Origin of the sequence: Nocardia asteroides, from assembly GCF_021183625.1 — a bacterium.
GTDB classification, from domain to species: domain Bacteria; phylum Actinomycetota; class Actinomycetes; order Mycobacteriales; family Mycobacteriaceae; genus Nocardia; species Nocardia asteroides_A.
This window is the reverse complement of sequence record NZ_CP089214.1, coordinates 1,771,875-1,792,415: the sequence shown is the minus strand read 5'-3', so window position 1 is coordinate 1,792,415 and position 20,541 is coordinate 1,771,875. Positions and strand designations below refer to the sequence as shown.

Genomic DNA, 20,541 nt, shown 5'->3' with positions numbered 1-20,541 from the left:
ATGCTCGGTCGGTTGATGATGCTCGCGTGGCTGGTGCCGCGGCGGCAGCAGCAGCGGGATGGCTCCGGCGGGAAAACGGGCTGGTGGGTGGGCGGCGCGATCGTCCTCGCGCTGCTGGCCGTGCCCGCCATGGCCATCCTCGCCGCGGCGGGCACGGCCGCGAACTCCGCCGCCGACCTGCGCTACCAGTGCGACAGCGCGGTCGGGCCGGACCCGTCCGGCGGCGCCGCCGAGCCTGCGCCGCTGACCGCGGCGACGCCGTCCGGCCGCGCGGCGACGCCGAGCGCCAATCCCTACGCCGAGCTGACGATCCCGCCGGACTCCGGCGCGATGTCGGCCTGGGAGCGCGGCTGCGTCGCCGCCATGCGGACCGCCCCGTACCAGGATAAGCCGTGGGGGCACGGCAATACCGGCACCGCGGCCGGGTGCGCGCGGGAGCTGGCGCTCGCCCGGCTCGACGCGGTCGCCGACGCGGGCGCGTTGGTCAGGGCGGTGACCTACGGTGCCTCGCTCGAGCCGGCCTCCGGGCGCTGCGCGGAGGTGCCCGTCGAAGCCGGTGCGGGCGGCGGGGTCTGCGGGCGGCCGGAGACCGGCGGCGCGGTGGTGCTGCCGGAATCGATAGCGGCACAGAGTGGCTGCGGGCAGCGGGTGCATCGCTCGGCGGTCTCGGCGGGTGACCTGGTCTTCTGGGACTTCCGCGGGAACGCCCCGGCGCGGGCGGGGGTCGCGGTGGGGTCCGGGCAGCTGGTGACGGTAGAGCCGGGGATCGGGCGGGCGGTGTGGCAGCAGCTGCCCGATGCGGCGGATGTCCGGGTGAAGCGCGTTCTGAGCGGAGCGGCATGACGAGCACGGAAGTGTGGTCGATAGCGGAGCCGGTCGACGCGGAGCCGGTCGAGACCCCGGAGAGCGGGTCCAACGGCGCGGTGGTGACGCCGTGGTCCGGGCGGGGGCGCGGCGGGCGCGGGGGGTTGCCCGCGATGCCTGCGGTGAGCGCGCCGGGCACCACCGCCCCGGCGGTGAGCGCACCGGGCACCGCCGCACCGGCGGCGAGTATGCCGCAGCACATCGCGATTCCGGGGTTGCCGGGGATGACGGTGCCCGCGGCGCTGCTGCCGCCCGCGCTGCGCCCGCTCGCACCGGGTGGCGGGGCGCTGCCGGGAAGTCCGGCGGCTGTTCCGGCGGCCCCCGTCCCGGCGCAGCCGCAGGCCGTCGCGGCGCCGCCGGCGGAGCCGCCGCCACCCGCGCTCGATGCCGACACCGTCGCCGCCGTCCTGCCCGCCGCCACCATGGCGGGGACCATGGCGCTCGGCATGCTGCCCACGCTGGCCGACGCCCTCCTCGGGGGCGGGGGTTCGTCCGGGACGAGCGGCGGCGCACCGGCGAGCGGGAGCACCACCGCGCCGGGGGGCGGCACCGCGACAGCGGGATTGAGCCCGCAGGACCAGCGGGTGCTCGAGCTGCTGAAGGCGCTGGCGGCCGCGTATGGCGACGGCGAGACCAAGGACCCCGAGGTCGTCGCCCTGCGCAAGGAACTCGGGCTCGGTACCGGTACCGGTAGCGGTGCCGAGTCGATCCAGGCCCGCCGCCTCTACCAGGCCAACTTCGCCAACGCCTACAACACCCTCGACAACCAACTCGCCGGCTACATCACCCGCACCGCGGGCACCCACAAAGTCGACCGCACCACCATCAACAACCTGCTCCGCGAAGTCAACATCGCCATCAACGAACTCGGCCCCCAGGCATACACCCGCCAAGGCCAGCAACAAATCCACAAAATCCTCACCGCCGCCCTGGTCAAAGCCAACGCCATCGCGGGAAACACCAACACCGGAAACACCGACACCGCCACCTTCATCAACCAGCTCACCGGCCAATACCTCAACAACATCGCGGGCAGGAAGACCCCGGTATCGGGTGGCGCCGGAGCACCCGCCGGCGGCAAGGCGAAGATCGCGCTCGATACGGCGCGGGCGCAGTTCGGCAAGCCCTACGTCTGGGGCGCCGAGGGCCCGAACTCCTTCGACTGCTCCGGGCTCATGCAGTACGCGGCCAAGGCCGCCGGGGTGAACATCCCGCGGGTGGCGGCGGACCAGTACCGGCAGCTCCCGAAGGTGACCGGACCGCTGCAACCCGGCGACCTCGTCTTCCCGGAGAGTTCCTTCGAGAACGGCGTTCCGGGGCACGTCATCATGTACGCGGGCAATGGCCGCTGCTACGCGGCATCCCGGTCGGGGGTTCCGCTCGGCGAGGTGCCGCTGCCCAAGAACTACCGGGCCGCCCGCTGGGCCTGAGCTCAGTACCCGACGTACCCGCTGCCGTCGCGCAGCCCGACGATCCCGGGCACATTGCTGACCGAGCCGTAGCGCTCGATCGAGTACCGCACCCCGGCGATGATGTTGTCCACCGGGTTCCAGATATCGCCGTGTCCCGGCAGCGCGTAGGCGGCGAAGGTGGGGTCGATGGTCTGCATCAGCCCCTTGGACGGGATGCCCTTGGCGGCATTGCTGTCCCACAGGTTGATGGCGTTCGGATTGCCGCCGGATTCGTGCTGGATGATCGCCGCGATGGCGGCCGGGTCGATCTGGCGGGTGTCGTAGCCGTGCTGGCGCAGCACCCGCATGGCCTCGTCGATCCACTGCCCCTGCTGCCCGGTGGGGCGGGTACGCGGCGGCCCGCCGGTGCCGCCCGCCGCGACCGCGGGGCGCTGGGTCGCGCGCTTGCGCGGCGCGGACTGCTGCAGATACCGGTCCGCCAGTCCGGCGACCCGGTCCGCGGTGAGCGCCGCCGCAGCCTGCCCCTGGCCGAGCACCGACCCGGCGCGCTGCAGCGCGGTGCCGAGCGTGCCGATCACCAGCTGCCTGCCGACCGCGGTGTTCTCGACGCTGCCGAGCGCGGTGAGCGCGGTATTGACCTCGGCGATGATCGCGCCGATCGCGGCCCTGCCCTGGACGGAGTTGTCCACGGCGCCGTCCAGGATGCGGCCCAGCTCGGCGTTCACCGACTGCGCTGCGGAATCCTGTCCGGCGGTGATCCTGCTGTCCGCGGCGTAGCGCGAGTTCAGCGCGCCGTCCCAGGCGATCGGGCCGGTCGGGCGGCCGTCGGCGAGCCGCGGTGGCGCGTACGGCTGCCCGGTCGCGGCAGCCGGGGTGCCCTGGCCGTACTGGGCGGCGATCATGGCCAGCGTGCCGAGCGCGGCGGCCGCCATCGGCATGCTCGCACCGGACTGCGCGGCCATGGCGTCCGCGCGGATCGGGGCCGGGGTGGCGGTGGCGGCGGGAGTGCTCGCGGTCGGAGCGGTGGTGGCGGCCTGCGCCGGGCCCGCGGTGCCGCCCGGCCGCACCGGGGGTGTGGCGTGGGTGGGGCTCCGGGTGGCACGGCGCGGTCGCTCCGTGGTGGTCGTGGCGCGGGGGGCGGCCGGATCGTCCGGGGCGGTCACCGGATCGGGCTCGAGGTCAGGGGTTTTCGGGGGTTTGGTCGCGGCCATCAGTACCCCACGTACTTGCGGCCCGACCGCACCGCCACCACGCCGGGCACATTGCTCACCGAGCCGTAGCGGTTGACGGCGTACCTGGCGGCGGCGACGATGTTGTCCACCGGGTTCATGATGTTCCGGTGGCCGTCCACCGCCCAGCGGTCGAAGGTCGGGCCGATGGTCTGCATGAGCCCCTTCGACGGGATGCCCTTGGCGGCATTGCTGTCCCAGTTGTTCACCGCGCCCGGATTGTTGCCCGACTCGTGCTCGGCGATGATCGCCAGCGCGGCCGGATCGATCTTGCTCGGGTCATAGCCCATGGCGCGCAGGATCTGCACGGCCTGCGCGATCCAATCACCGACCTTGCCGCCGGGAAGCCCGCCCGCGGAGGTGGTGTCAGGGGTCTTCCTGCCCGCGATGTTGTTGAGGTATTGGCCGGTGAGCTGGTTGATGAAGGTGGCGGTGTCGGTGTTTCCGGTGTTGGTGTTTCCCGCGATGGCGTTGGCTTTGACCAGGGCGGCGGTGAGGATTTTGTGGATTTGTTGCTGGCCTTGGCGGGTGTATGCCTGCGCTCCGAGTTCGTTGATGGCGATGTTGACTTCGCGGAGCAGGTTGTTGATGGTGGTGCGGTCGACTTTGTGGGTGCCCGCGGTGCGGGTGATGTAGCCGGCGAGTTGGTTGTCGAGGGTGTTGTAGGCGTTGGCGAAGTTGGCCTGGTAGAGGCGGCGGGCCGCGACAGTGGTGGGGGTGCCGGTGGTGCCGCCGAGTTCCTTGCGCAGGGCGACGACCTCTGGGTCCTTGGTGTCGCCGTCGCCGTATGCCGCGGCCAGCGACTTCAGCAGTCGCAGCGCGCTCTCGGCCTGGGGGCTCAATCCTGTTGCGGCGGGCGCTACGTCGGCGGTGGTGGTGGTGGTGTGGCCCGCGGGGATCGCGGCCGGTGCGGCCCCGCTGCTGCCGCCGCCGAGTTTCGAGAGCGCGTCGGCGAGGGTCGGGAGCAGGTCCATCGCCGTGTTCGCGGGGGCGGGGGAACCGTCGGGGGTCTCGGTATCGTCGTCTTCTCGCGCACGGCCGGGCGCGAACCCCGTACCGGTCGCGGTGCCGGTGCCGGTGCCGAGCGGTGAAGCGGCGGGCGCGGCAGCGGTGACCGGGGCGGGGAGCGCGGTGCCGGTCGGCACCGCCTGCCGCAGCAGCGCGGAGGGTGCGGTGATCCCCGCCAGTGCGGGAAATTGATTCGCGGGCAACGGATTCGTCGCGGCTACCGGGGTGACCTGTGGCTCGGCCGGAGCGCCGGGGCGCACCGGCAGCGCCGCCCGGCGCTCACCCCGCGGCGACCACGGCGTCACCGTGACGGTAGCGGTCTCGTCCACCACCACCTCGGTGTCCACGCTCGCCACCGCCTCGGCGCCGTCTCCGGGCCGGAGTCCGGCGCTGGTCACCGGAGGCCGTCCGCTCGCGTGCGCCGGAGGTGGGCGGGGTTCATCCGGCGCTCCCTCCTCGTGTCGATCGTCGGCCGGTGGGCTCGGTTGCGCGGTTCCTCCAATCTTGGCCGCTGCGAATGCGGATCGCGTTCCCACCGGTGGGAATCTCGGACAATGGTGCACGAGTCGAAAGGGCGAACGCCGTGTCACTGTGGGGCGACATAGCCACCGGGTTGGCAACCACCGCCGGCTTTGCTCTGGGCGGCCCGGTCGGGGCCGCGCTGGTCGGCGGGGTCGTCGGCGGCCTGATAGCCGGAGCCGAGAACGGCTGGGACATGGACGCCGTCATGAAGGGCGCGGCCATGGGCGCGGTCGGCGGCATGCTCACCATGGTGGGTGGCGGCGTCGGGGTCGCGGCGGCCCGCGGCGCACTCGGTGCCAAGGCGTCGCTCGCGCTGGCCTCGCCCGCGCAGTTGATGGAGCAGGGGCTTTTCAAGGGGTTGATCCCGCGCGCGGTGGGCGGGGCCCACGTCGCCCCCGGGAAGCTCTACGGCGCGATGGCGGCGCCGCTGGTGGCGCCCCTGTTCAACGCCGGGGCATCGTTCCTGCTTCCGCCCGGGCAGGGCGCGATCCCGCTGATCGACATCAGCCTCCCGCGGTTCCCGGACACGATGCCACGGGTGATGATGCCGGATCCGGCGAAGCTGCCCGACGGGCTCTCGCTCTCCGGCGCGGTGGTCGACCACTACAAGAACCTCCCGCCCCTGTACCTCGCGAACTGGGAGAGCTTCGGTACCGGGCCGAAGGAGCCGCCGCCGAAAACCTGGACGGTGCCGACGGTCACGGCCGAGGGCCAGGCGAACATCCCGAGCTATGCGCAGCGCGTCGAACAACTGTCGGCCACCTACGCGCGCATGCGGGAGAACGACAACGAGGTCGCCGAAGCCGTCCGCCGGGTGGGGGAGAAGGCGGCCGCCGGACAGCAGATGGTCGGCTCCCAGGTCGAGGTGCTCACCGCCATGGCACAGGTGCATCCGACCGATTCCACCACCATCAACCAGCTGGTGGACGAGAAGCTGCTGCGGCCGATCCAGACGCCCGGCGGAGCGGTGGTCTCCGAGGACAACTACGTGTTGACGGTCGTCGAGTCCGTGACCCAGCGGGCCGAGACCGACATGCGCGAGATGACGGAGGCGTTCCGCAAACTGGCCGGGGAGCTGGAACCGCCCGCCACGCCCCCGGATACCGGCGCCGATACGAAAACGGACCCCAAGACTCGGTCGGACGTCGACGACTCCAACACCCCCATCCGCAGAACAGAGCAGCCCGCCGACAACACTGCGAACCTCCTGCCGCCGGTCACCATGGTTCCGCCGCTCGATTTCCAGTCAGCGCAGCCCCTGCCGCGGAGCACCGGCGACCTCCTGAGCCCCGGATCGACCGCGGCACCCGCGAGCACCGCCGCTCCGGCCGGCGCCGCGGGCACGAAGGCGGCCGCCGCCGTGCCCGGCACGCCGGTCACCTCCGCCGCTCCGGTCGTGCAGCAGCCCGCCGCGACGTCCGCCATGGGCTCCGGTGGCCTCGACCCGATGCTGCAGCAGGCCATGCTGCAGCGCGCGGCGGCCGAGCAGGGGCGGGGATCGAGCCGCGGCGATCGGGAGCGCGACCGGCGCGGAGCCGGACCGGCCCCCGCCAGGGCCACCTCCGCGGGCCCGGCCACCCAGACGGCGTCCGCGCCGCGACCGGGCACCGTGCAACCCGCGTCGACGGCCGCGGCGGCACAGCCCGCGAACGCCGCCCGCACGGTCTCGGCACCCGCGACGACAGCGCCACCCGCACCCGGTGCGGCGTCCGACGGCAGCCGGCTCCAGGAATTCGTGTTCCGGGACGGCCGGGTGGTCATGGTGCCCGAGGTGGTCGCGCACGCGCTGGCCTCGGCGGTGAGCGACCACGTCGGCACCGACGCGCGCGCGGCGTACCTGCGCACCGCGGTCCCGCTACCGCCGCCCGGGCAGCCCGCCGGACTCCCCGTCGACCCCTCCGAACTGCGTACCGGGGATATCGCGCAGTGGTTGCCGCCCGAGGACGGCACCACAACGACCGTCGCGTCGGCGTCGGCGGGGTCGACCGCCATCGTGGTCATGTTCGACAACGCGCCGCCCGAGGTGATCGTCGCGGGGGAGCCGCAGCCGCTCACCGAGGTGCTCGAGCGCGACGGCGGCGCCTTCGGGGTATTCGGCGGATTCCGCCGCCCGGCGGGTGCCGACGCGGGCGCCACCACCGCCGTTCCCGTCGATCCACAGGCCGGCGTGCCGGTCACGGTCTCGGGATAGGAGCGCGCGATGCCGGACTGGGGTGAGGGGTGGGGCTTCGTCGTCGACGTGGGGGTGACCGCCGTCGCGAACAGGTTGCTCCCCGGCAGCGGTGGCGTCGTCAGGATGGTCGGCGCGGCCGCCCTGGCGGGGGGCGCGGGCGGTGCGGCCGGTCAGCTCGCGAGTGGTGACGGGGACTGGAGCGACCTGCTCGGCGGAGCGGTCGCCGGCGCGGCGGGTGGCGCGTTGGGCTACGGGGCCGGGAAGGTCATGCAGGCCGGGGCCGCGCGCGCCACGAGGGGGCCGAAGACGGCGCTCGACAACTTCACCGCCGCCGAGAGCAAAGTGAAGGACGCGGCGGACAGACTCGCGGACGCGAGCCGGAACGCGAAGCAGGCCGCAGCCGATCTGAAGAGCGCGAAGGCCGCCGCCGCGGCAGCGCCGGGCAGCAAGAAGCTGCAGAAGGCGGAGCAGCAGGCAGCTGCCGCGCAGAAGGCGGCGGACACCGCGCGGAAGGACGCTAGGAAAGCGCTGGGCACGGCGCGCACGGACAAGTCGGCGCTCACGGAACCGACGGGCTTGAAACGGTTCGTCGGCCAGCACGGGGACAATGCCAAGCTGTCACACTGGCTCAGGGCTCTCGGTGTCGGGCTCGGGTCCGGTACCGGCGTGGCGCTGTGGGAGGTCAACCAGGAGACGGGCCTGCCGGGGCAGGACCCCACCATCGAGTTCGTCTGGGTGGGCGACCACGTCCGGCAGTATCCGACACCGCCCTTCGGCCCCGACCCGATGTACACGGCGACCGGGTACGGCTTCCTGCTGCAGCCCGCCGGGTTGCCGCACGAGGTGGCGGAGTGGCACGGCGGCAGCGGGAACTCGGTCGCCACCGCGCTCTCCGAGAACTACGAACTCTTCGGCGATCCCAGCAAGAAGACGGCACTGGACGAGAAGGTGATCCCGCGCTTCGCGCCGCTGGAGACGGCGACCGGTTCCGGCGCGATCCCGGCGAACTACCCGCAGGTGGTCGACCGGCTCAACGGGGCCGCCGGGCGGTTCGACGCCATGCAGAACACGATCCTGAACACGGTGCTGCCGAAGCAGGACGAGATCACGAAACTCGGGCGAGCCAATATCGCGGGCCTCATCGATGGCATGAACCGATTGGTCGCGGTGAATCCGGGCGGGAACTTCTCCGAACTGGCCGCCAAGGCACTATCCGATATCGCCGACAACACCGGGAGCAGGCAGCAGGATTCGGCCGACAACGCGAACACGGTGCCCGACCCGGACACGATCACGGACAACGAGGCCGTCAAGAAGCTGGCGGAGGAGCTGGCTCGTTCGCGGGATCAGGGCGCCTCCGTGCCGGGGACCACCGGAAGCACGCCCGGCGACTACGGACTTCCCGGCATCGGCGGCACGACCCCGCCCGGTTCCATCCTGCCCGGCATCGACAGCACCGGCACCGGTGGCACCGATTCCAGCCGCACCGCCGACGCGCTCGACCGGGCGGTGCAGGCCGCACAGTCCGCGCACCAGCCCGCCCCCGCCGCACCGATCACCCCGGGCGCGGTGCCCGGGGTGAACCCAGGCGGCGGGATCGGCTCCGGGCTCGGCATGGGCTCGGGAATGGAGATGCTGCTCCCGATGCTGGCCCAGCAGGCCATGAGCAGGAACTTCGCCGACCAGGACCGCGACCTCGGCCGGGGCATGCGCGATCCGGACCGCGCGATCAGGCCACCCGCCGTGCAGACGCCCCCGATCGCCACCCCCGCCGCCGTGGCGCCGACGCCACAGGTCGCCGCGCCGGGTGCGACCCCGGCGCCGCACGCGAACCCCGCCGTGCACGCGCCGAATACCACTCCGGGCCAGCCGGGGGTCGTGGCGCCGGCGCGGGTCGCGGGCGAGGACGGCAAGGTGCCCTACGACTTCCCGGACGGGCGGCACCAGCGGGTCTGGCCTGCCGTGGCCGAGGCGCTGGACGCGGCCTTCGCGGACAAGGAGCACACCGATGCGCAGACGGCCTACGCGAAGACCACCGCGAAGTGGAGCGAGGTGAAATCGCTGGAGCGGGTCGATCCGTACGTCATGCAGACCGGCGACGTCGCCACCTGGGTCTCGATCGCGGCTCCGGCCGATTCCGGGCCGACGGCGCTGCCGAAGGCCGAGATGTCCACCGGCGCACCGCCGATGGGCGCCACCGTCGGCGGCCCGGTGGGTGGCGATGTGACGCCGCCGCAGGACGGCGCGCGCGGCTCGGCGCCCGGCGCCGACCGCACCGCGATCGCGGTGGTCTTCCCGGCCGATGCGGGCGGCACCCTCGAGGTCGTCGTCCAGGGCGAGCTGCGGCCCTTCCAGGCCGAACTGGCGGATGCCGCGGGGCCGCTCGGCGATTTCGGCGGCTTCGCGCATCCGCCCGGGGTCGGCGCCGCCGCGCCGCGCGGCGGCGAGCAGGTGCCGGTGGGCGCGGGCGATCCGGTCGCGGCACCGGTGGTCTGAGCGAGGGAGGGAGCGATGGTCCTCAATGTCGATATCGACGAGCTCGTCCGCACGGCGGCGGCGCTCGCCGCGCTCGCGCGCGAGGCGGGCGGCGCGATACCGGGCGGCTGGGTGGTGCCCGCGGGCGCCGACCCCATCTCGGCGACGGCGGTGCCGCGGCTGAACGGCCAGACCGCCACGCTGCTCAACGAACTCGGCGGGCTGCTCGGCGAGATCCAGCGCACCGCGAGCAAGGTCGGGGCCGCCGCGGTGGATTACACCGCCACCGACGCCGATGGCAGCAGGGCGCTCGGCGGCAGCGGCGGCGAGCAGGCCGTCAACCCGGTGCCGGAGATCGTGCCGCTGCCGATCCGGCTGCCGCCCCCGGTCGGCGGGGTGCCGGACGCCACCGTCGACCCGCTGACCTTCGCCCGCGCGCTGCACGCGGGCCCCGGCCCCGGCCGGGCCGCCGAATTCGCCGGCACCGTACGCAATTTCGCGGGCACGCTGTTGGCGGGCACAGCGCCTGGAATGACCGCGGCAGCGGGTGTCCTGCAGGGCTGGACGCCGGTCGGCGCGACGGCGAGCACCGAGCTGCTCGGCCAGCACGGCAGGCTCACCGGGCTCGGCGCCCGGCTCGGCACGCTCGCCGACGGCATCGACAGCTACGGCACCGCGTTCCGGCTGGCCAAGGCGAAACACCCGACCCCGCAGGAGATCATGGCCGCGCGCCGCAAACTGCTGGCCGCGCTGCGCTCGAAGGACCCCGTCGGGACCGAGCTGGCCCTCGCCGAGTTCCAGGAGCAGAACGCGCGCTCGGCGGAGACCATCACCGGCTACACCGGCGCCGTCGAGTCCGGTGTCGGCGCGGGCCAGGCCGCCGCCGGCGCCGGCGCGGACGAGGGCGCCGGGCAGGGCGATTCGAGCATGTTGAGCGCCATGCTGCCCGCGCTGATGAGCGCGATGAGCGGCATGAACGGGCTGCAGGGCGACGACGGCTACGACGACATCGGCTACGACGACGACTACGGCTACGACGACATCGGCTACGACGACTACGGCATTCCGAGCTTCACCGGCGCCGGCCCCGGCTCGCCCGGCGCACCGGGCGGGATGCCGAGCGTCGACGCCGGGATCCCGGCCGACACGGCGTTCGCGGTCGGCGCCATGCCCATGGTGAGCGGCACCGGGACCGCGCCGAGCACCGCGGGGCTCCCGCGCGCCTCGGTGATCGAACCGCTCGGCGCCGGCTCGCAGGCCGGGGCCAACGGGTCGCGCGCGGGCAGCCCGTACATGCCGTACATGCCGATGTCACCGGGCATGGGCGGCGGCCAGGGCGGCGGGGGCGGTGACCGCAACCGGGTGGTGGCCTGGCACCCGGACCGGCTGATGTACGTCGACGACACCCCGCACACCGACCCGGTGATCGGCGAGCGGCCGAGCATCGCCCCGACGGTGACACCGCCGACCCCGGCGCCACCCACCCAGCACCCGTCCTCCGGAGGTACCGCATGAGCAGCATCCACCCCGACGTCCAGGCGGCCCTCGACGCCGCGCGCGACCTGCGGCACCGGATCGCGGACATGCGGGAGCGGATCGACGCCATCCGGGCGCGCAGGCCGTCGCCGAGCGGCGCGGTGATCCCCGAGGTCGACGCCATGGGCCACCTCACCGACCTGTACCTGGCGCCGGGCACGACCACCCGGTTCACCGGCGCCGAGCTGGCCGCCGAGATCATGGCCGCGATCCGGGAGAGCTCCGCGGACGCGGCCCGCCAGTACCGGGCCATCATGGACGACACCGCCGACCCGGCGCCGATCGCGCCGGTGCCGTCGTGACCGTCGGCTCCGAGCTCGCCGAGGTCACCGTCGCCGACACCGTGCGCTGGCTGCACGAGGAGGGGCTGGTGCGGCTGGCGGCCGTGGCCGACCAGGCGCTGCGCAACTTCTGCGCCTTCACCGTCGACGTGCGCACCGGGCGGGTCGGCGCGCACCCGGAGAGCGGCGGCGAGGAGGGCGCCGAGGTGACCTCGCTGGCCGCCGACGACCTGCCGCACCCGGTCGGCTCGGCGCAGCGGCTGGTGATCGTCGGGGTCACCGTCGCCGAGGAGGTGCTCGTGGTGGATCTGGCCGCCACCCTCGCGCTCGCCATCAACGCCGAGCGGCCCGCGCTCGCGGCCCGCTCCTGGGTCCTCCAGCTCATGCTGAACCCGGCGGTCTCGGTCACCACGAACAGCGCGGAGGTGGTGGCGGGGGACAACCCACGGCTGCGGCAGAGTTTCATCCCTGGCAGTGGCGTCACCGTGGTCAACATCGACGACGACCGCCCGCCGCTCACCGCCATCACCTTCAACTCCGCCGAAGACGGCCCCGACCACCTCGACCTGGAGCCCGACGGCACCGGCGAGATGTACCTGGGCAGCCGGTTCTGGCGGCTGCGGCACGTGCTGTGCGTCGCGGACGAGCCGTGGGCCGAGCTCGCCCGGCAGCTGGACGAATCACCCGAGGAGGACGAATGACCGACGAACCGGTGTTCCGGGACGACGACGACGCGCAGGAACCGGCCGAACCCGACTGGGAGCACGCCGTCTACCAGGTGTTCAACCCCGAACACACCGTCGGCGTCGCCTGCGACCGGGACGGCGAGGTGATCGGCATGCACCTCGCCGACGACGCCGGGGAGAACGGCGAGCCGGTGCTGGCCGCGGAGATCCTCCGGGTGGCCCGGCTGGCGCACGAGAAATCGCGGGTCGGGCTGCGCGCCGAAATGGAGTACAACGGCACGAGGCCGTACACCGTCGACTCCTTCGACCTGCCGACCGAGGAGTCCTACCGGGCGCTCGAGGAGGCCGAATTCGGCAGGGCCCGCTCGTGAACCTCGATATCGACGACCCGGACGAGGTGATCGCGGCGGCGACCGGGTTCACCGCCGCCATCGACACCGTCGGCGAGCTGGTTGCCATCGTCACCGGCGAGCTGGAGCCGCCGCGGCGCCCCGGCTCGGCCCTCGATCGGGCACTCGCCGACCGGCTCGGCTGGATCGTCGACACCTTCGACGGCGCGCTGCGCAACGACGCGGGCCGCACCGCGCTGACGCTGCGGCAGATCACCGAGACCGCGCGGGCGCTCGGCGCCGTCGACATCACGGGCGCGCAGGCGCTCCGCAGGCCCGGAGCCGGCTGACCCCTCGATGGAACCGGACCTCGGCAACCCGCACTGGACCGCGATCGTCGGCGGCAACTGGCCCGCCGTCGCGCCCGCGGAGTGGAACAGGCTGGCAGGCATTGCCGAGGCGGGTGCCGCCGGGCTCGATCCCGGCGCGGCCGAACAGCATCGCCGCACCTTCGAGGAGCGGGTGCGCTCCAGCGCCGGGCTCCGGCTCGCCAAGGACGAACTGCTGCGGCAGCGCGGCACCCCGCAGGCTTTCGCGGACGCGCTGCTCGCCACCGCCGCCGTGCTGCGCGACTTCGCCGACCTGGTGTACCGCACCAGGAACCGGATCCTGGACATCGTCGACCGCGCCACCGCGCGGATCGCCACCGCGCACCGCTGCGCCGCCGCCGCCGAGGACGAGACGGCGGCGAACGAACAGCGGGCCCGCATCCCCGGGCTGATCGCCGAGGCGCGGGACGAGGTCGACGAGGTGGCGCGGGCCGCGCTGCGGGAGACCGGGCCGTCCGGGTTCCCCGGGCTGCAGATCATCGCGGAGCTGCTCGGCATGCCGGGGCCGTGGGTGCCGGGGCGACCGGGCGCGGTGCCGCGGCCGGGGCGGGGGCACCGGCCGCACACCGGGGGGCCGGGGCGGCGCCGGGACGGGTGGCCGCCCGAGCCGGAGGCCGGACCGCTCCCGGTCACGTTCCCGCCACCGATCCCGAGTACCGCGTCACCGCTGCCGGTGGTGCCGGTGGAGTTCGGGGACGGCCATCCGGTGCCCGTCGTGCCGAGCGGGCTCGAGCCCGCGTCGGTGGGCGGTGCCGGGCCCGTTGCCACGGCGCCGGGCGCGCCGGTGCCGTCCGGGGCGGGATTCGGCCCGGTGGTGACCGGTTCGTACGACCGCTCGGGCGGGGGGCCCGGCGGTGAGCCGCACCCCGGCGCGCACACCGGGGACGAGCTGGATCGGAGTGTGCCCGTCGTGGCGGCCACCCGGTCCGGGCCGGGGGAACGGTCGGTCGGCTTCGATCCCGCGACCCTCGCGGGCGGGCCGGGTGCCGAGCCCGCCGACCCCGCCCGGCTCGGCGGCGAATCCGGCTCCGGTGCGGTACCTTTCGGGGCCGTTCCGGCGTTTCTCGGCCGATCCGGTGCGACCGGGCCGGGCGGCACCGGGGCCGCCGTGGCCGGGACGGCCCGCGCCGGTGCACCCGGCGCCGCCGCAACCGCTGCCGCCGGATCCCCGGCGGGTGGCAGCGGCGCCACGCAGGGTGCGTCGGCCGGTCGAACGGGCGGGCCGGCGGGAACGGCCGAGGGCCGCAACCTCGCCGGACCACCCCGCGTCTCCGCGGGCCAAGGCGGCCCGGCGCCGAGCGCGCCCGGGCCGCTCCCGCCCGTCCCACGCGGCCGCTCCGGCCGCGGCAGCGACGACCTCATCCGGGAGACGGTCGGCGCCGCCATGCTCTTCGCCGCGGAGCCGTCGTTCGTGCTCGGCGAGCGGGTCGACGGCGACCTGGTGCTCGCCCGCACCCTGCTCGCCGGCATCCTCGCCGCCACCCCGCAGGTGCTCGGCACCGCGTGGGCGGTCGCCGTGCTGCGCAGGCCGTCCGGGGTGAGCGCCTTCGTCACCTCGAACGAGGGGCGGGGCTGGCTGCCCGCCGGGCTGTACCTGCCGCGCGAGGTCTCCACGCCGTGGGTGTGGGAGATCGCGGAGGGGTTCGCCTGGGAGGGCATCGCCGACCCGGCGCGGGTGCTCGCCGAGTTCGGGCTCGCGCTCGGCCGCCGCTCCGGGGCCCGGCTCTCGGCGCTCGCCTCGTCGGAGCGGATCGGGCCCGCGCTGCGCGGGCAGCTCGGGGAGGTGGCGCTGGCGGGCGAGGTGCCCGCCTCGGCCGGGCTCGACCTCGGCGTCGCCGGGCCGGGGCTGACCGACCGGCTCGGCCTCACCGGCGCCCCCGCGCTGCTGGAGCGCGCCGCCGCGGTGCCGGAGCCGGAGCTGGCCGCGCGCTGCCTGAGCGCGGCGCTCGACGCGCACACCGGGGTCGGCCGCAGGCGGCTGCACACGCCGGAGGCACTCGACGCCCCCGCGCTGCGCCTGCGCATCCTGACCGCGCTGCGGCAGCAACAGCCGGTGCCCGAGCGGTGGTGGGCCGAGCTGCGCGACACCGACGACCTGATCGCCGCCGCCGTGCCGGCCCGCCGGGCCGACGTGGCGCGCATTCCGCTCGGCGAACTGCGCGCCGAGAACCGGGACGCGGTGTCGGGGACGGAGCGGGCGGCGCTGCGCGCCCTCGCCTTCCAGCGCCGCTGCGACGAACTGGTGCTGCTTCTCGCCGGCCCGCCGGACCGGCAGCGGCTGCGCGACGCGATCTACGCCCACGCCCAGGTCGCCGGGCATCCGGCCTACGCGGCCCGCACCGGAATCCCCACTGCTGGGAATCGCTGAAAATGAATTGATCGGTACGGGAAAGGATCTGAGCGGGCATGCCGGAAAGCATGAACATCGACCCTGCGGTGTTGCGTCAGCTGGCCGCGCAGCACGATCGGATCGCCCAGGACACCAGGGAGTGGGGCAAGCCGCCGGCGGATTGGCTGACGAACTTCCTGCCCACCTACGGCAAGATCGCGCAACCGGTCTACGACGCGCTCGTGCGGTACTACGACGCCAGGCAGCGGGCGGCGGAGAACCTGGCCAGGGAGCACGACGACACCGCGGCCGCGCTGCGCGCCTCGGCCGACACCTACGAGCAGACCGACGAGGACCTGGCCGCGCGCACGCGCACCGCGGGGGCGGAGGTCAGCGAGTCGACCGGAACCCCGTCGGTCTCCGCGCTCGGCCCCGCGCCCGTCACCGCCGACACCGGCCCATCGCCGGTGTCCGCGGCGCCTGCCGCGCAGCTGTCCGGTGAACCCGCGCACGCCGCACCGGCGACCAACGGCAGCGCCCCGGCCGTCACGGCGCCGGGTGGCGCGGGCGCCGACGGCGCGGCGCCCGCCGGTGCCACGGCCGCCCCGATCACGCCACCCGCCCCGCTCACCACGGCGGGCGCGGACCACGGCGGCACCGACCGCGCGGGCGGGATCGCACCGGTGAGCACCGACCACGGCACGAACCCCGCGGCGAGCTCGGGAACCACCGTGCCGCCCGGATCCGGTGTCGCGCCGCCCGTTCCGCTCGGGCCGCTCGCGGCCGGAGCCGACGAACGCCAGACGCAGAACGGCGCGAACCGGGCGGACGCCGTTCCGGCCGCACCGATGCCGACCCCGTTCGCGGCGGCCGTCGCGAACGCCAGGCAGGACGCGGCGGAGCCGGGCCACATCGTCGGCGCCGCGGTCGACGACGACCTGGTGCTGGCCAGGACGCTGCTCGCGGGCGTGCTCGCCGCCACCGAGACGGCGGTCGGCACGACCTGGGCCGTCGCCGTGCTGCGCGGCCCCGCCGGGGCGGGCGTCTTCATCACCAGCAACGAGGGCCGCGGCTGGCTGCCCGCCGGGCTGCACCTGCCGCGCGAGATCTCCACCCCGTGGCTCTGGGACGCCCTGCTGGAGACCCCCGAGCACGGCGGCTCGCCGTGGGAGGGGATCGCCGACCCGGCCCGGGTACTCGCCGAGTTCGCGCTCGCCTGGGGCGCCAAGGCGAACGCCGGGCTCTCCGCGCTCGCCTCGTCCGGGCCGATCGACCCCGGGCTGCGGCTGCGGCTCGGCAGCACCGCCATCGCCGACCATGTCGGCCCCGCCTACGACCTCGACCTGCGGGTCCCCACCCCGGACACCACCGACCGGCTCGGCCTGGCCGGCTCCATCGCCGGGCTGGAACAGGCGGCGGCCGTCCCGGATTCGCAGCTCCGCGCGCACGTGCTCGAGCTCGCGGTGACCGCGAACGCCGCCACCGGGCGCGCGAACCGGACTCCGCCGGACGCCCGCGCCGCGCGGCAACTGCGCGAGCGGATCCTGGTCGAGCTGACCGCGGGCGGCACCGTCCCGCGTCGCCTGTGGGACGAGCTGCGCGACGCCGACGACCTGCTCGCCGCCTCGATGCTCGCCCAGCGCATCGACGTCGGCCGGGTCGAGCTCGGCGAACTCCGGGTGGACGCCGCCACCACCCCGCTGCGCGACCTGGTCTTCGAACGCCGCTGCACCGAGCTGGTGCTGTTGCTGGCGGGCGAGCCCACCAGGCAGACGCTGCGGGACGCGGTCTACGCGCACGGGCAGATCACCGAGCATCCGCAGTTCACCGCGGTCCCGCCTGCGGTCTCGGTGCCCGAGCGGGTCGCCGTGCCCGCGGGCGCCGCGGTGCCGGGCGCGGTCACCGCGCCCGCCGTCGGCGCCGGGCCGCCCGCTGGTGCGGTCGCCGCCCCGAGTAGCCCGCCGCCGGAGCGGTCGGTCTGATGGCGCCGCCCAAGGCGCCCGAGCCGAAGATCGACGCCAAGGTCGATACCAAGGGCGACACCACCGGAAACGGCGTCGACGTCGGCGGCGCGATCCTCTCCGGCTCCCCGATCAAGTCCCAAGACGGCAAGTACCAGTTGATGCTGGACAACGGCAATCTGGTACTGACCGGGCCGAACGGCGTGGTCTGGGAGTCCGCGACCACCAACACCAACCCGTCCACCGACCGGGGCAGCGGCAATATCCTGGCCGCCTCGATCGGCCCGGACGGGCAGATCATCCTCAAGGCCGACGCCTACTACCAGTCGCTCCCGGTCTGGGCGACCGACAAGGTGCCGGGTGCGGTCCGGCTGCAACTGAACAACGACGGCAGCCTGGTCTTCCTGGACAAGGACAACAAGCCGATCGGCACGGTCGCCGGACCCGACCCCGATCGCGGCCTGGACTGGCACCTGCACCACCCGTACGGCGCATCGGCCAACCTGGACAAGCACATCGACATCTGCGAGAACTTCCTCATCACCTCCTGCGCCAGGGAGCTGTGGGGCAACGGCAAGGAGACCGCGAACCCCTCCCTCGACCAGCTGCTCACCGACGCCGGGCTGCAGGGCACCTGGATCGACTCCACCATGACCGACCGCTACCAGGGCAAAACCGATCGGCTCGACAAGGTCAATGCCGACCTGTACCAGAAGGTCCAGCAGGTGCACGTCACCACCAGCGACCTCTCCGCCAAGTCCGCGGCCGCGCTCAAGGCCATCGAGGCGCGGGTCGACTCGACGAACGAGAAGCTGTTCGCGCCGCGCCGGGCGTATCAGGTGCCCGAGGTCGTGATGGACACGCCGATGGAGATCAAGTACGACGAGAAGGGCAACGTGGTCGGGGATCCGAAACTCCCCCCGGCCACCGAGGACTTCCTGCTCGGCGTGCTGCACGACATGGTCCACTTCGTCGAGAGCGAGATCAAGAAGGTCAGCGACGCCGCGGACGCGGGCGGCGGCGACGTCAAGGACAAGGAGCCGAAGTACGACGGCGAGAACAACGGCGGCGGGCGGAACAACAACGGCGGCGGGCAGTACACCGACACCTCCGCGGGGCCGCCCGGCACCCAGGATTTCAGCGGCCTCTACGGCGACCTGCTCGGCACCGACACCGCGCTCGGCGCCGATCCGCTCGCGGCGGGCGGCAGCGGCTCGAACAAGATCGTCGACATGCTGAACTCGGCGATCAAGGAGATCGAGGGGGGCGCGGGCACGACGGCAGGCGGTCCCGGCGGCACCGTGGCGGGCGGTGGTGGCTCCACCGGAGGTGGCTCGACCGGCAGTGCGGGCTCCGGGATGAATCAGATGATGCAGTCACTGCCCATGATGATGATGATGCAACAGATGATGCAGTCCATGTCGCAGGGCCGCGACCGGGACCGCGACCGCGACCGCGAGGACCAGGACGAGCGCGAGGACGAGCGGGAACCCGAGCCGGGGCAGGACCCGAACGTGCCGGTGCAGCAGGTGCAGAACCCGGTCACCGCCCCGCCGCCGGGAACGGTGACGGCCGACCCGGCCGCACCGCCGCCGGTGGTGCTCGGCAACAAGTCCATGGTCGACGTGCAGCTGCCGACGAAACCGCCGAGCACGCAGCAGGTCTCGCAGGTGGTGGCGGAGGCGATCCAGCGCGAGCTGAACAACCCCAACGGCAGCGATGCCAGGGCCGCCTACGTCGGCACGCCGGGCGAGTCGTCGGCCGCCAATCCGTGGACCGTTGTGGACGGCAACGACGTCAGGACCGGGGATGTCGCGCAGTGGCGGGACCACACCGGGCTCGTGGTGGTGGTCGACGGGGTGCCCAACATCGTCGTCGACGGGCAGATCATCCCGCTGGACCCGAACAACCCCGCCGACGGCGAGTTCCTCGGTTTCGCCCGCCCCGGTGGTGCCGGAATCGGCGAGCAGGCCGTGCCGGGTGCCGAGGAGGCGCCGCCCATTCCCGCCACCCCCTCGACCCCGCCGGTTCCCATGCCGCCCGCGGTCACCGCACCCCCGCCCGTCAGCGTCACCATCTGACGCCGAGCGCACCGCCGGGGGGGCAGGAAACAAACCGCAACCGCCGGGGAGCTGAACTGTCGGAGCGGAATTCGAACCGCTGTGGCGGGGAGCTGAACTTTCGCGGCGGAATTCGAACCGCCGTGGCGGGGGACCCGGGCCGTCGGAGCGGGGATCTGGACCGTCGGTGCGCTGTCGCGGGAAGGACCGCTGTCGCGGGAAGGTCAGGGCCGACGCGGGAACTCGGAACGCCGCGGAGCCCCTAGACCACCGCGGTCGGGTCCGGAATGGGCTCGGCGTTCGTCGGCGGGGGCGGCCCGCCCTGATCACCCGCCTGCGCGTTCGGATCGGGGCCCGGCGCGTTCGGATCGGCGGGTGCCGCCGGGTCCTTCCCGGCCTTCTCCTCCTTGTCCTCCTCCGCCTCCTTCCGATCCTCTTCCTGCTGCTTCAGCGCCTCCGGGATCTGCGAGAGCAGCGGCATCGCCATCATCGGCAGCATGGCGAGCATCGGCAGGATCCCGCCGAGCCCGCCGTCACCACCGCCCCCACCGCCGCCGGGCGTGGCCGCGCCGGTCGAGACCTTCTTGCTCCCGCCCTCGTTCTTGTCCCCGCCCGCCATGTCCTCGTTGAGCTTGGCGACCGCCTCGACCTTGTCGTAGATCGCGTCGACGGCGTCGGCCACCTTCTTCAGCAGCGCCTTCTCCTGCGCGGGCTGCAGTTTCGCCTTGCCCGCGGCGGTGAGCGCGGCGTTCAGCTCGGCCACGATGGTCTTGATCGCCCGCAGCGTCTCGTTCTGCTCGGCGGCGACCACCACCGAGGTCTTCAGCACCTGGGTGTCCAGGGTGAGCAGCGTGGTCTGGCGCGCCTGGACGGCGGTGATCGCCTTCTCGTACTCGTCGACGCCCTTGCCCTTGCCGATGTTCTCCAGCACTACCGGCTGCAGCAGGTCATCGACCTTGGGCGGCGGCTTCGGCATGCCGCGGCCGAGCAGGTCGACCGCGGTCTGGATGGCGATCTCGGCCAGCGCGACGAAGGCGAGCAGCCCCGGCGAGCCACCCGGCGGCCGGACCAGCTCGACCGGCCAGTAGTTCTTTCCCGCGGCGAGCGTCATCAGCGGCGTCGCGGCGATCTTCGCGGCATCCTCGGTGTCGGATCCCGCAGTGTCGACGGGCATGGCGCACCACCTTCCTCGGATTCCGTTCATTGTCCCGGCTTCTCCCCGGTGGGAAACGCGGGCAGAACCGGTCACCCCCAGGATTGGGAATATTCGCGAATCCGGCGTCTCCA

Annotated in this window: 15 protein-coding genes; 12 read left to right on the top strand and 3 right to left on the bottom strand. The window is 73.8% G+C overall.

The window, feature by feature from the left end:
• Both LTT61_RS08650 and LTT61_RS08645 read left to right on the top strand, forming a co-directional pair.
• A complete protein-coding gene (locus tag LTT61_RS08650) occupies positions 1–843 on the top strand; it encodes a hypothetical protein (RefSeq protein WP_233019407.1) in 843 nt (280 codons plus the stop codon).
• Positions 840–2,294: a DUF4226 domain-containing protein gene (locus LTT61_RS08645; RefSeq protein ID WP_233019406.1), complete on the top strand. Its 1,455-nt coding sequence runs from the start codon at positions 840–842 to the stop codon at positions 2,292–2,294. The genes LTT61_RS08650 and LTT61_RS08645 overlap by 4 nt, the downstream gene beginning before the upstream one ends.
• Positions 2,295–2,296: 2 nt before the next feature.
• Here LTT61_RS08645 and LTT61_RS08640 read toward each other — a convergent pair whose 3' ends face one another.
• Together LTT61_RS08640 and LTT61_RS08635 are read right to left on the bottom strand one after the other, a co-directional pair.
• Positions 2,297–3,487 (bottom strand): transglycosylase SLT domain-containing protein, encoded by a 1,191-nt coding sequence (locus tag LTT61_RS08640; protein WP_233019405.1) that lies wholly within the window; start codon positions 3,485–3,487, stop codon positions 2,297–2,299.
• A complete protein-coding gene (locus LTT61_RS08635) occupies positions 3,487–4,911 on the bottom strand; it encodes a DUF4226 domain-containing protein (RefSeq protein ID WP_233019404.1) in 1,425 nt (474 codons plus the stop codon). The genes LTT61_RS08640 and LTT61_RS08635 overlap by 1 nt, the downstream gene beginning before the upstream one ends.
• A 215-nt stretch (positions 4,912–5,126) precedes the next feature.
• Here LTT61_RS08635 and LTT61_RS08630 point away from each other — a divergent pair, with 215 nt between their 5' ends.
• From LTT61_RS08630 to LTT61_RS08585, 10 genes are read left to right on the top strand one after another with little or no spacing between them, the layout of a single operon-like run.
• Positions 5,127–7,226 carry a hypothetical protein gene (locus tag LTT61_RS08630; protein WP_233019403.1) on the top strand — a complete coding sequence of 700 codons (2,100 nt, stop codon included), beginning with the start codon at positions 5,127–5,129 and terminating at the stop codon, positions 7,224–7,226.
• A 9-nt stretch (positions 7,227–7,235) separates the two neighbouring features.
• On the top strand, positions 7,236–9,704 hold the full coding sequence (locus tag LTT61_RS08625; RefSeq protein WP_233019402.1) for a hypothetical protein: 2,469 nt from the start codon (positions 7,236–7,238) through the stop codon (positions 9,702–9,704).
• Between the two features lie 15 nt (positions 9,705–9,719).
• On the top strand, positions 9,720–11,198 hold the full coding sequence (locus tag LTT61_RS08620) for a hypothetical protein (RefSeq protein WP_233019401.1): 1,479 nt from the start codon (positions 9,720–9,722) through the stop codon (positions 11,196–11,198).
• Complete coding sequence (locus LTT61_RS08615; protein ID WP_233019400.1) at positions 11,195–11,521, top strand: hypothetical protein; 327 nt, start codon at positions 11,195–11,197, stop codon at positions 11,519–11,521. The genes LTT61_RS08620 and LTT61_RS08615 overlap by 4 nt, the downstream gene beginning before the upstream one ends.
• Positions 11,518–12,201 (top strand): hypothetical protein, encoded by a 684-nt coding sequence (locus LTT61_RS08610; protein ID WP_233019399.1) that lies wholly within the window; start codon positions 11,518–11,520, stop codon positions 12,199–12,201. The genes LTT61_RS08615 and LTT61_RS08610 overlap by 4 nt, the downstream gene beginning before the upstream one ends.
• A complete protein-coding gene (locus LTT61_RS08605; protein WP_233019398.1) occupies positions 12,198–12,557 on the top strand; it encodes a hypothetical protein in 360 nt (119 codons plus the stop codon). Before LTT61_RS08610 ends, LTT61_RS08605 begins: the two co-directional genes overlap by 4 nt.
• The gene (locus LTT61_RS08600; RefSeq protein ID WP_233019397.1) at positions 12,554–12,865 is read left to right on the top strand and encodes a hypothetical protein; all 312 of its coding nucleotides are present in this window, start codon (positions 12,554–12,556) and stop codon (positions 12,863–12,865) included. Before LTT61_RS08605 ends, LTT61_RS08600 begins: the two co-directional genes overlap by 4 nt.
• A 7-nt stretch (positions 12,866–12,872) precedes the next feature.
• A complete protein-coding gene (locus LTT61_RS08595) occupies positions 12,873–15,272 on the top strand; it encodes a hypothetical protein (protein WP_233019396.1) in 2,400 nt (799 codons plus the stop codon).
• A 50-nt stretch (positions 15,273–15,322) separates the two neighbouring features.
• Positions 15,323–17,215 carry a type VII secretion target gene (locus LTT61_RS08590; RefSeq protein ID WP_233019395.1) on the top strand — a complete coding sequence of 631 codons (1,893 nt, stop codon included), beginning with the start codon at positions 15,323–15,325 and terminating at the stop codon, positions 17,213–17,215.
• Positions 17,215–19,275 carry a hypothetical protein gene (locus LTT61_RS08585; protein ID WP_233019394.1) on the top strand — a complete coding sequence of 687 codons (2,061 nt, stop codon included), beginning with the start codon at positions 17,215–17,217 and terminating at the stop codon, positions 19,273–19,275. The genes LTT61_RS08590 and LTT61_RS08585 overlap by 1 nt, the downstream gene beginning before the upstream one ends.
• 241 nt (positions 19,276–19,516) lie before the next feature.
• Here the strand turns inward: LTT61_RS08585 and LTT61_RS08580 are convergent, their stop codons facing one another.
• Positions 19,517–20,428: a hypothetical protein gene (locus LTT61_RS08580; protein WP_233019393.1), complete on the bottom strand. Its 912-nt coding sequence runs from the start codon at positions 20,426–20,428 to the stop codon at positions 19,517–19,519.
• Positions 20,429–20,541: the final 113 nt, after the last annotated feature.

Bases quoted from the DNA above. Each gene is read 5' to 3' on its own strand.
- LTT61_RS08580 (WP_233019393.1), bottom strand. From the start codon at position 20,428: ATGCCCGTCGACACTGCGGGATCCGACACCGAGGATGCCGCGAAGATC.
- LTT61_RS08615 (WP_233019400.1), top strand. From the start codon at position 11,195: ATGAGCAGCATCCACCCCGACGTCCAGGCGGCCCTCGACGCCGCGCGC.
- LTT61_RS08585 (WP_233019394.1), top strand. From the start codon at position 17,215: ATGGCGCCGCCCAAGGCGCCCGAGCCGAAGATCGACGCCAAGGTCGAT.
- LTT61_RS08650 (WP_233019407.1), top strand. From the start codon at position 1: ATGCTCGGTCGGTTGATGATGCTCGCGTGGCTGGTGCCGCGGCGGCAG.
- LTT61_RS08640 (WP_233019405.1), bottom strand. From the start codon at position 3,487: ATGGCCGCGACCAAACCCCCGAAAACCCCTGACCTCGAGCCCGATCCG.
- LTT61_RS08595 (WP_233019396.1), top strand. From the start codon at position 12,873: ATGGAACCGGACCTCGGCAACCCGCACTGGACCGCGATCGTCGGCGGC.
- LTT61_RS08645 (WP_233019406.1), top strand. From the start codon at position 840: ATGACGAGCACGGAAGTGTGGTCGATAGCGGAGCCGGTCGACGCGGAG.
- LTT61_RS08620 (WP_233019401.1), top strand. From the start codon at position 9,720: ATGGTCCTCAATGTCGATATCGACGAGCTCGTCCGCACGGCGGCGGCG.
- LTT61_RS08625 (WP_233019402.1), top strand. From the start codon at position 7,236: ATGCCGGACTGGGGTGAGGGGTGGGGCTTCGTCGTCGACGTGGGGGTG.
- LTT61_RS08590 (WP_233019395.1), top strand. From the start codon at position 15,323: ATGAACATCGACCCTGCGGTGTTGCGTCAGCTGGCCGCGCAGCACGAT.
- LTT61_RS08605 (WP_233019398.1), top strand. From the start codon at position 12,198: ATGACCGACGAACCGGTGTTCCGGGACGACGACGACGCGCAGGAACCG.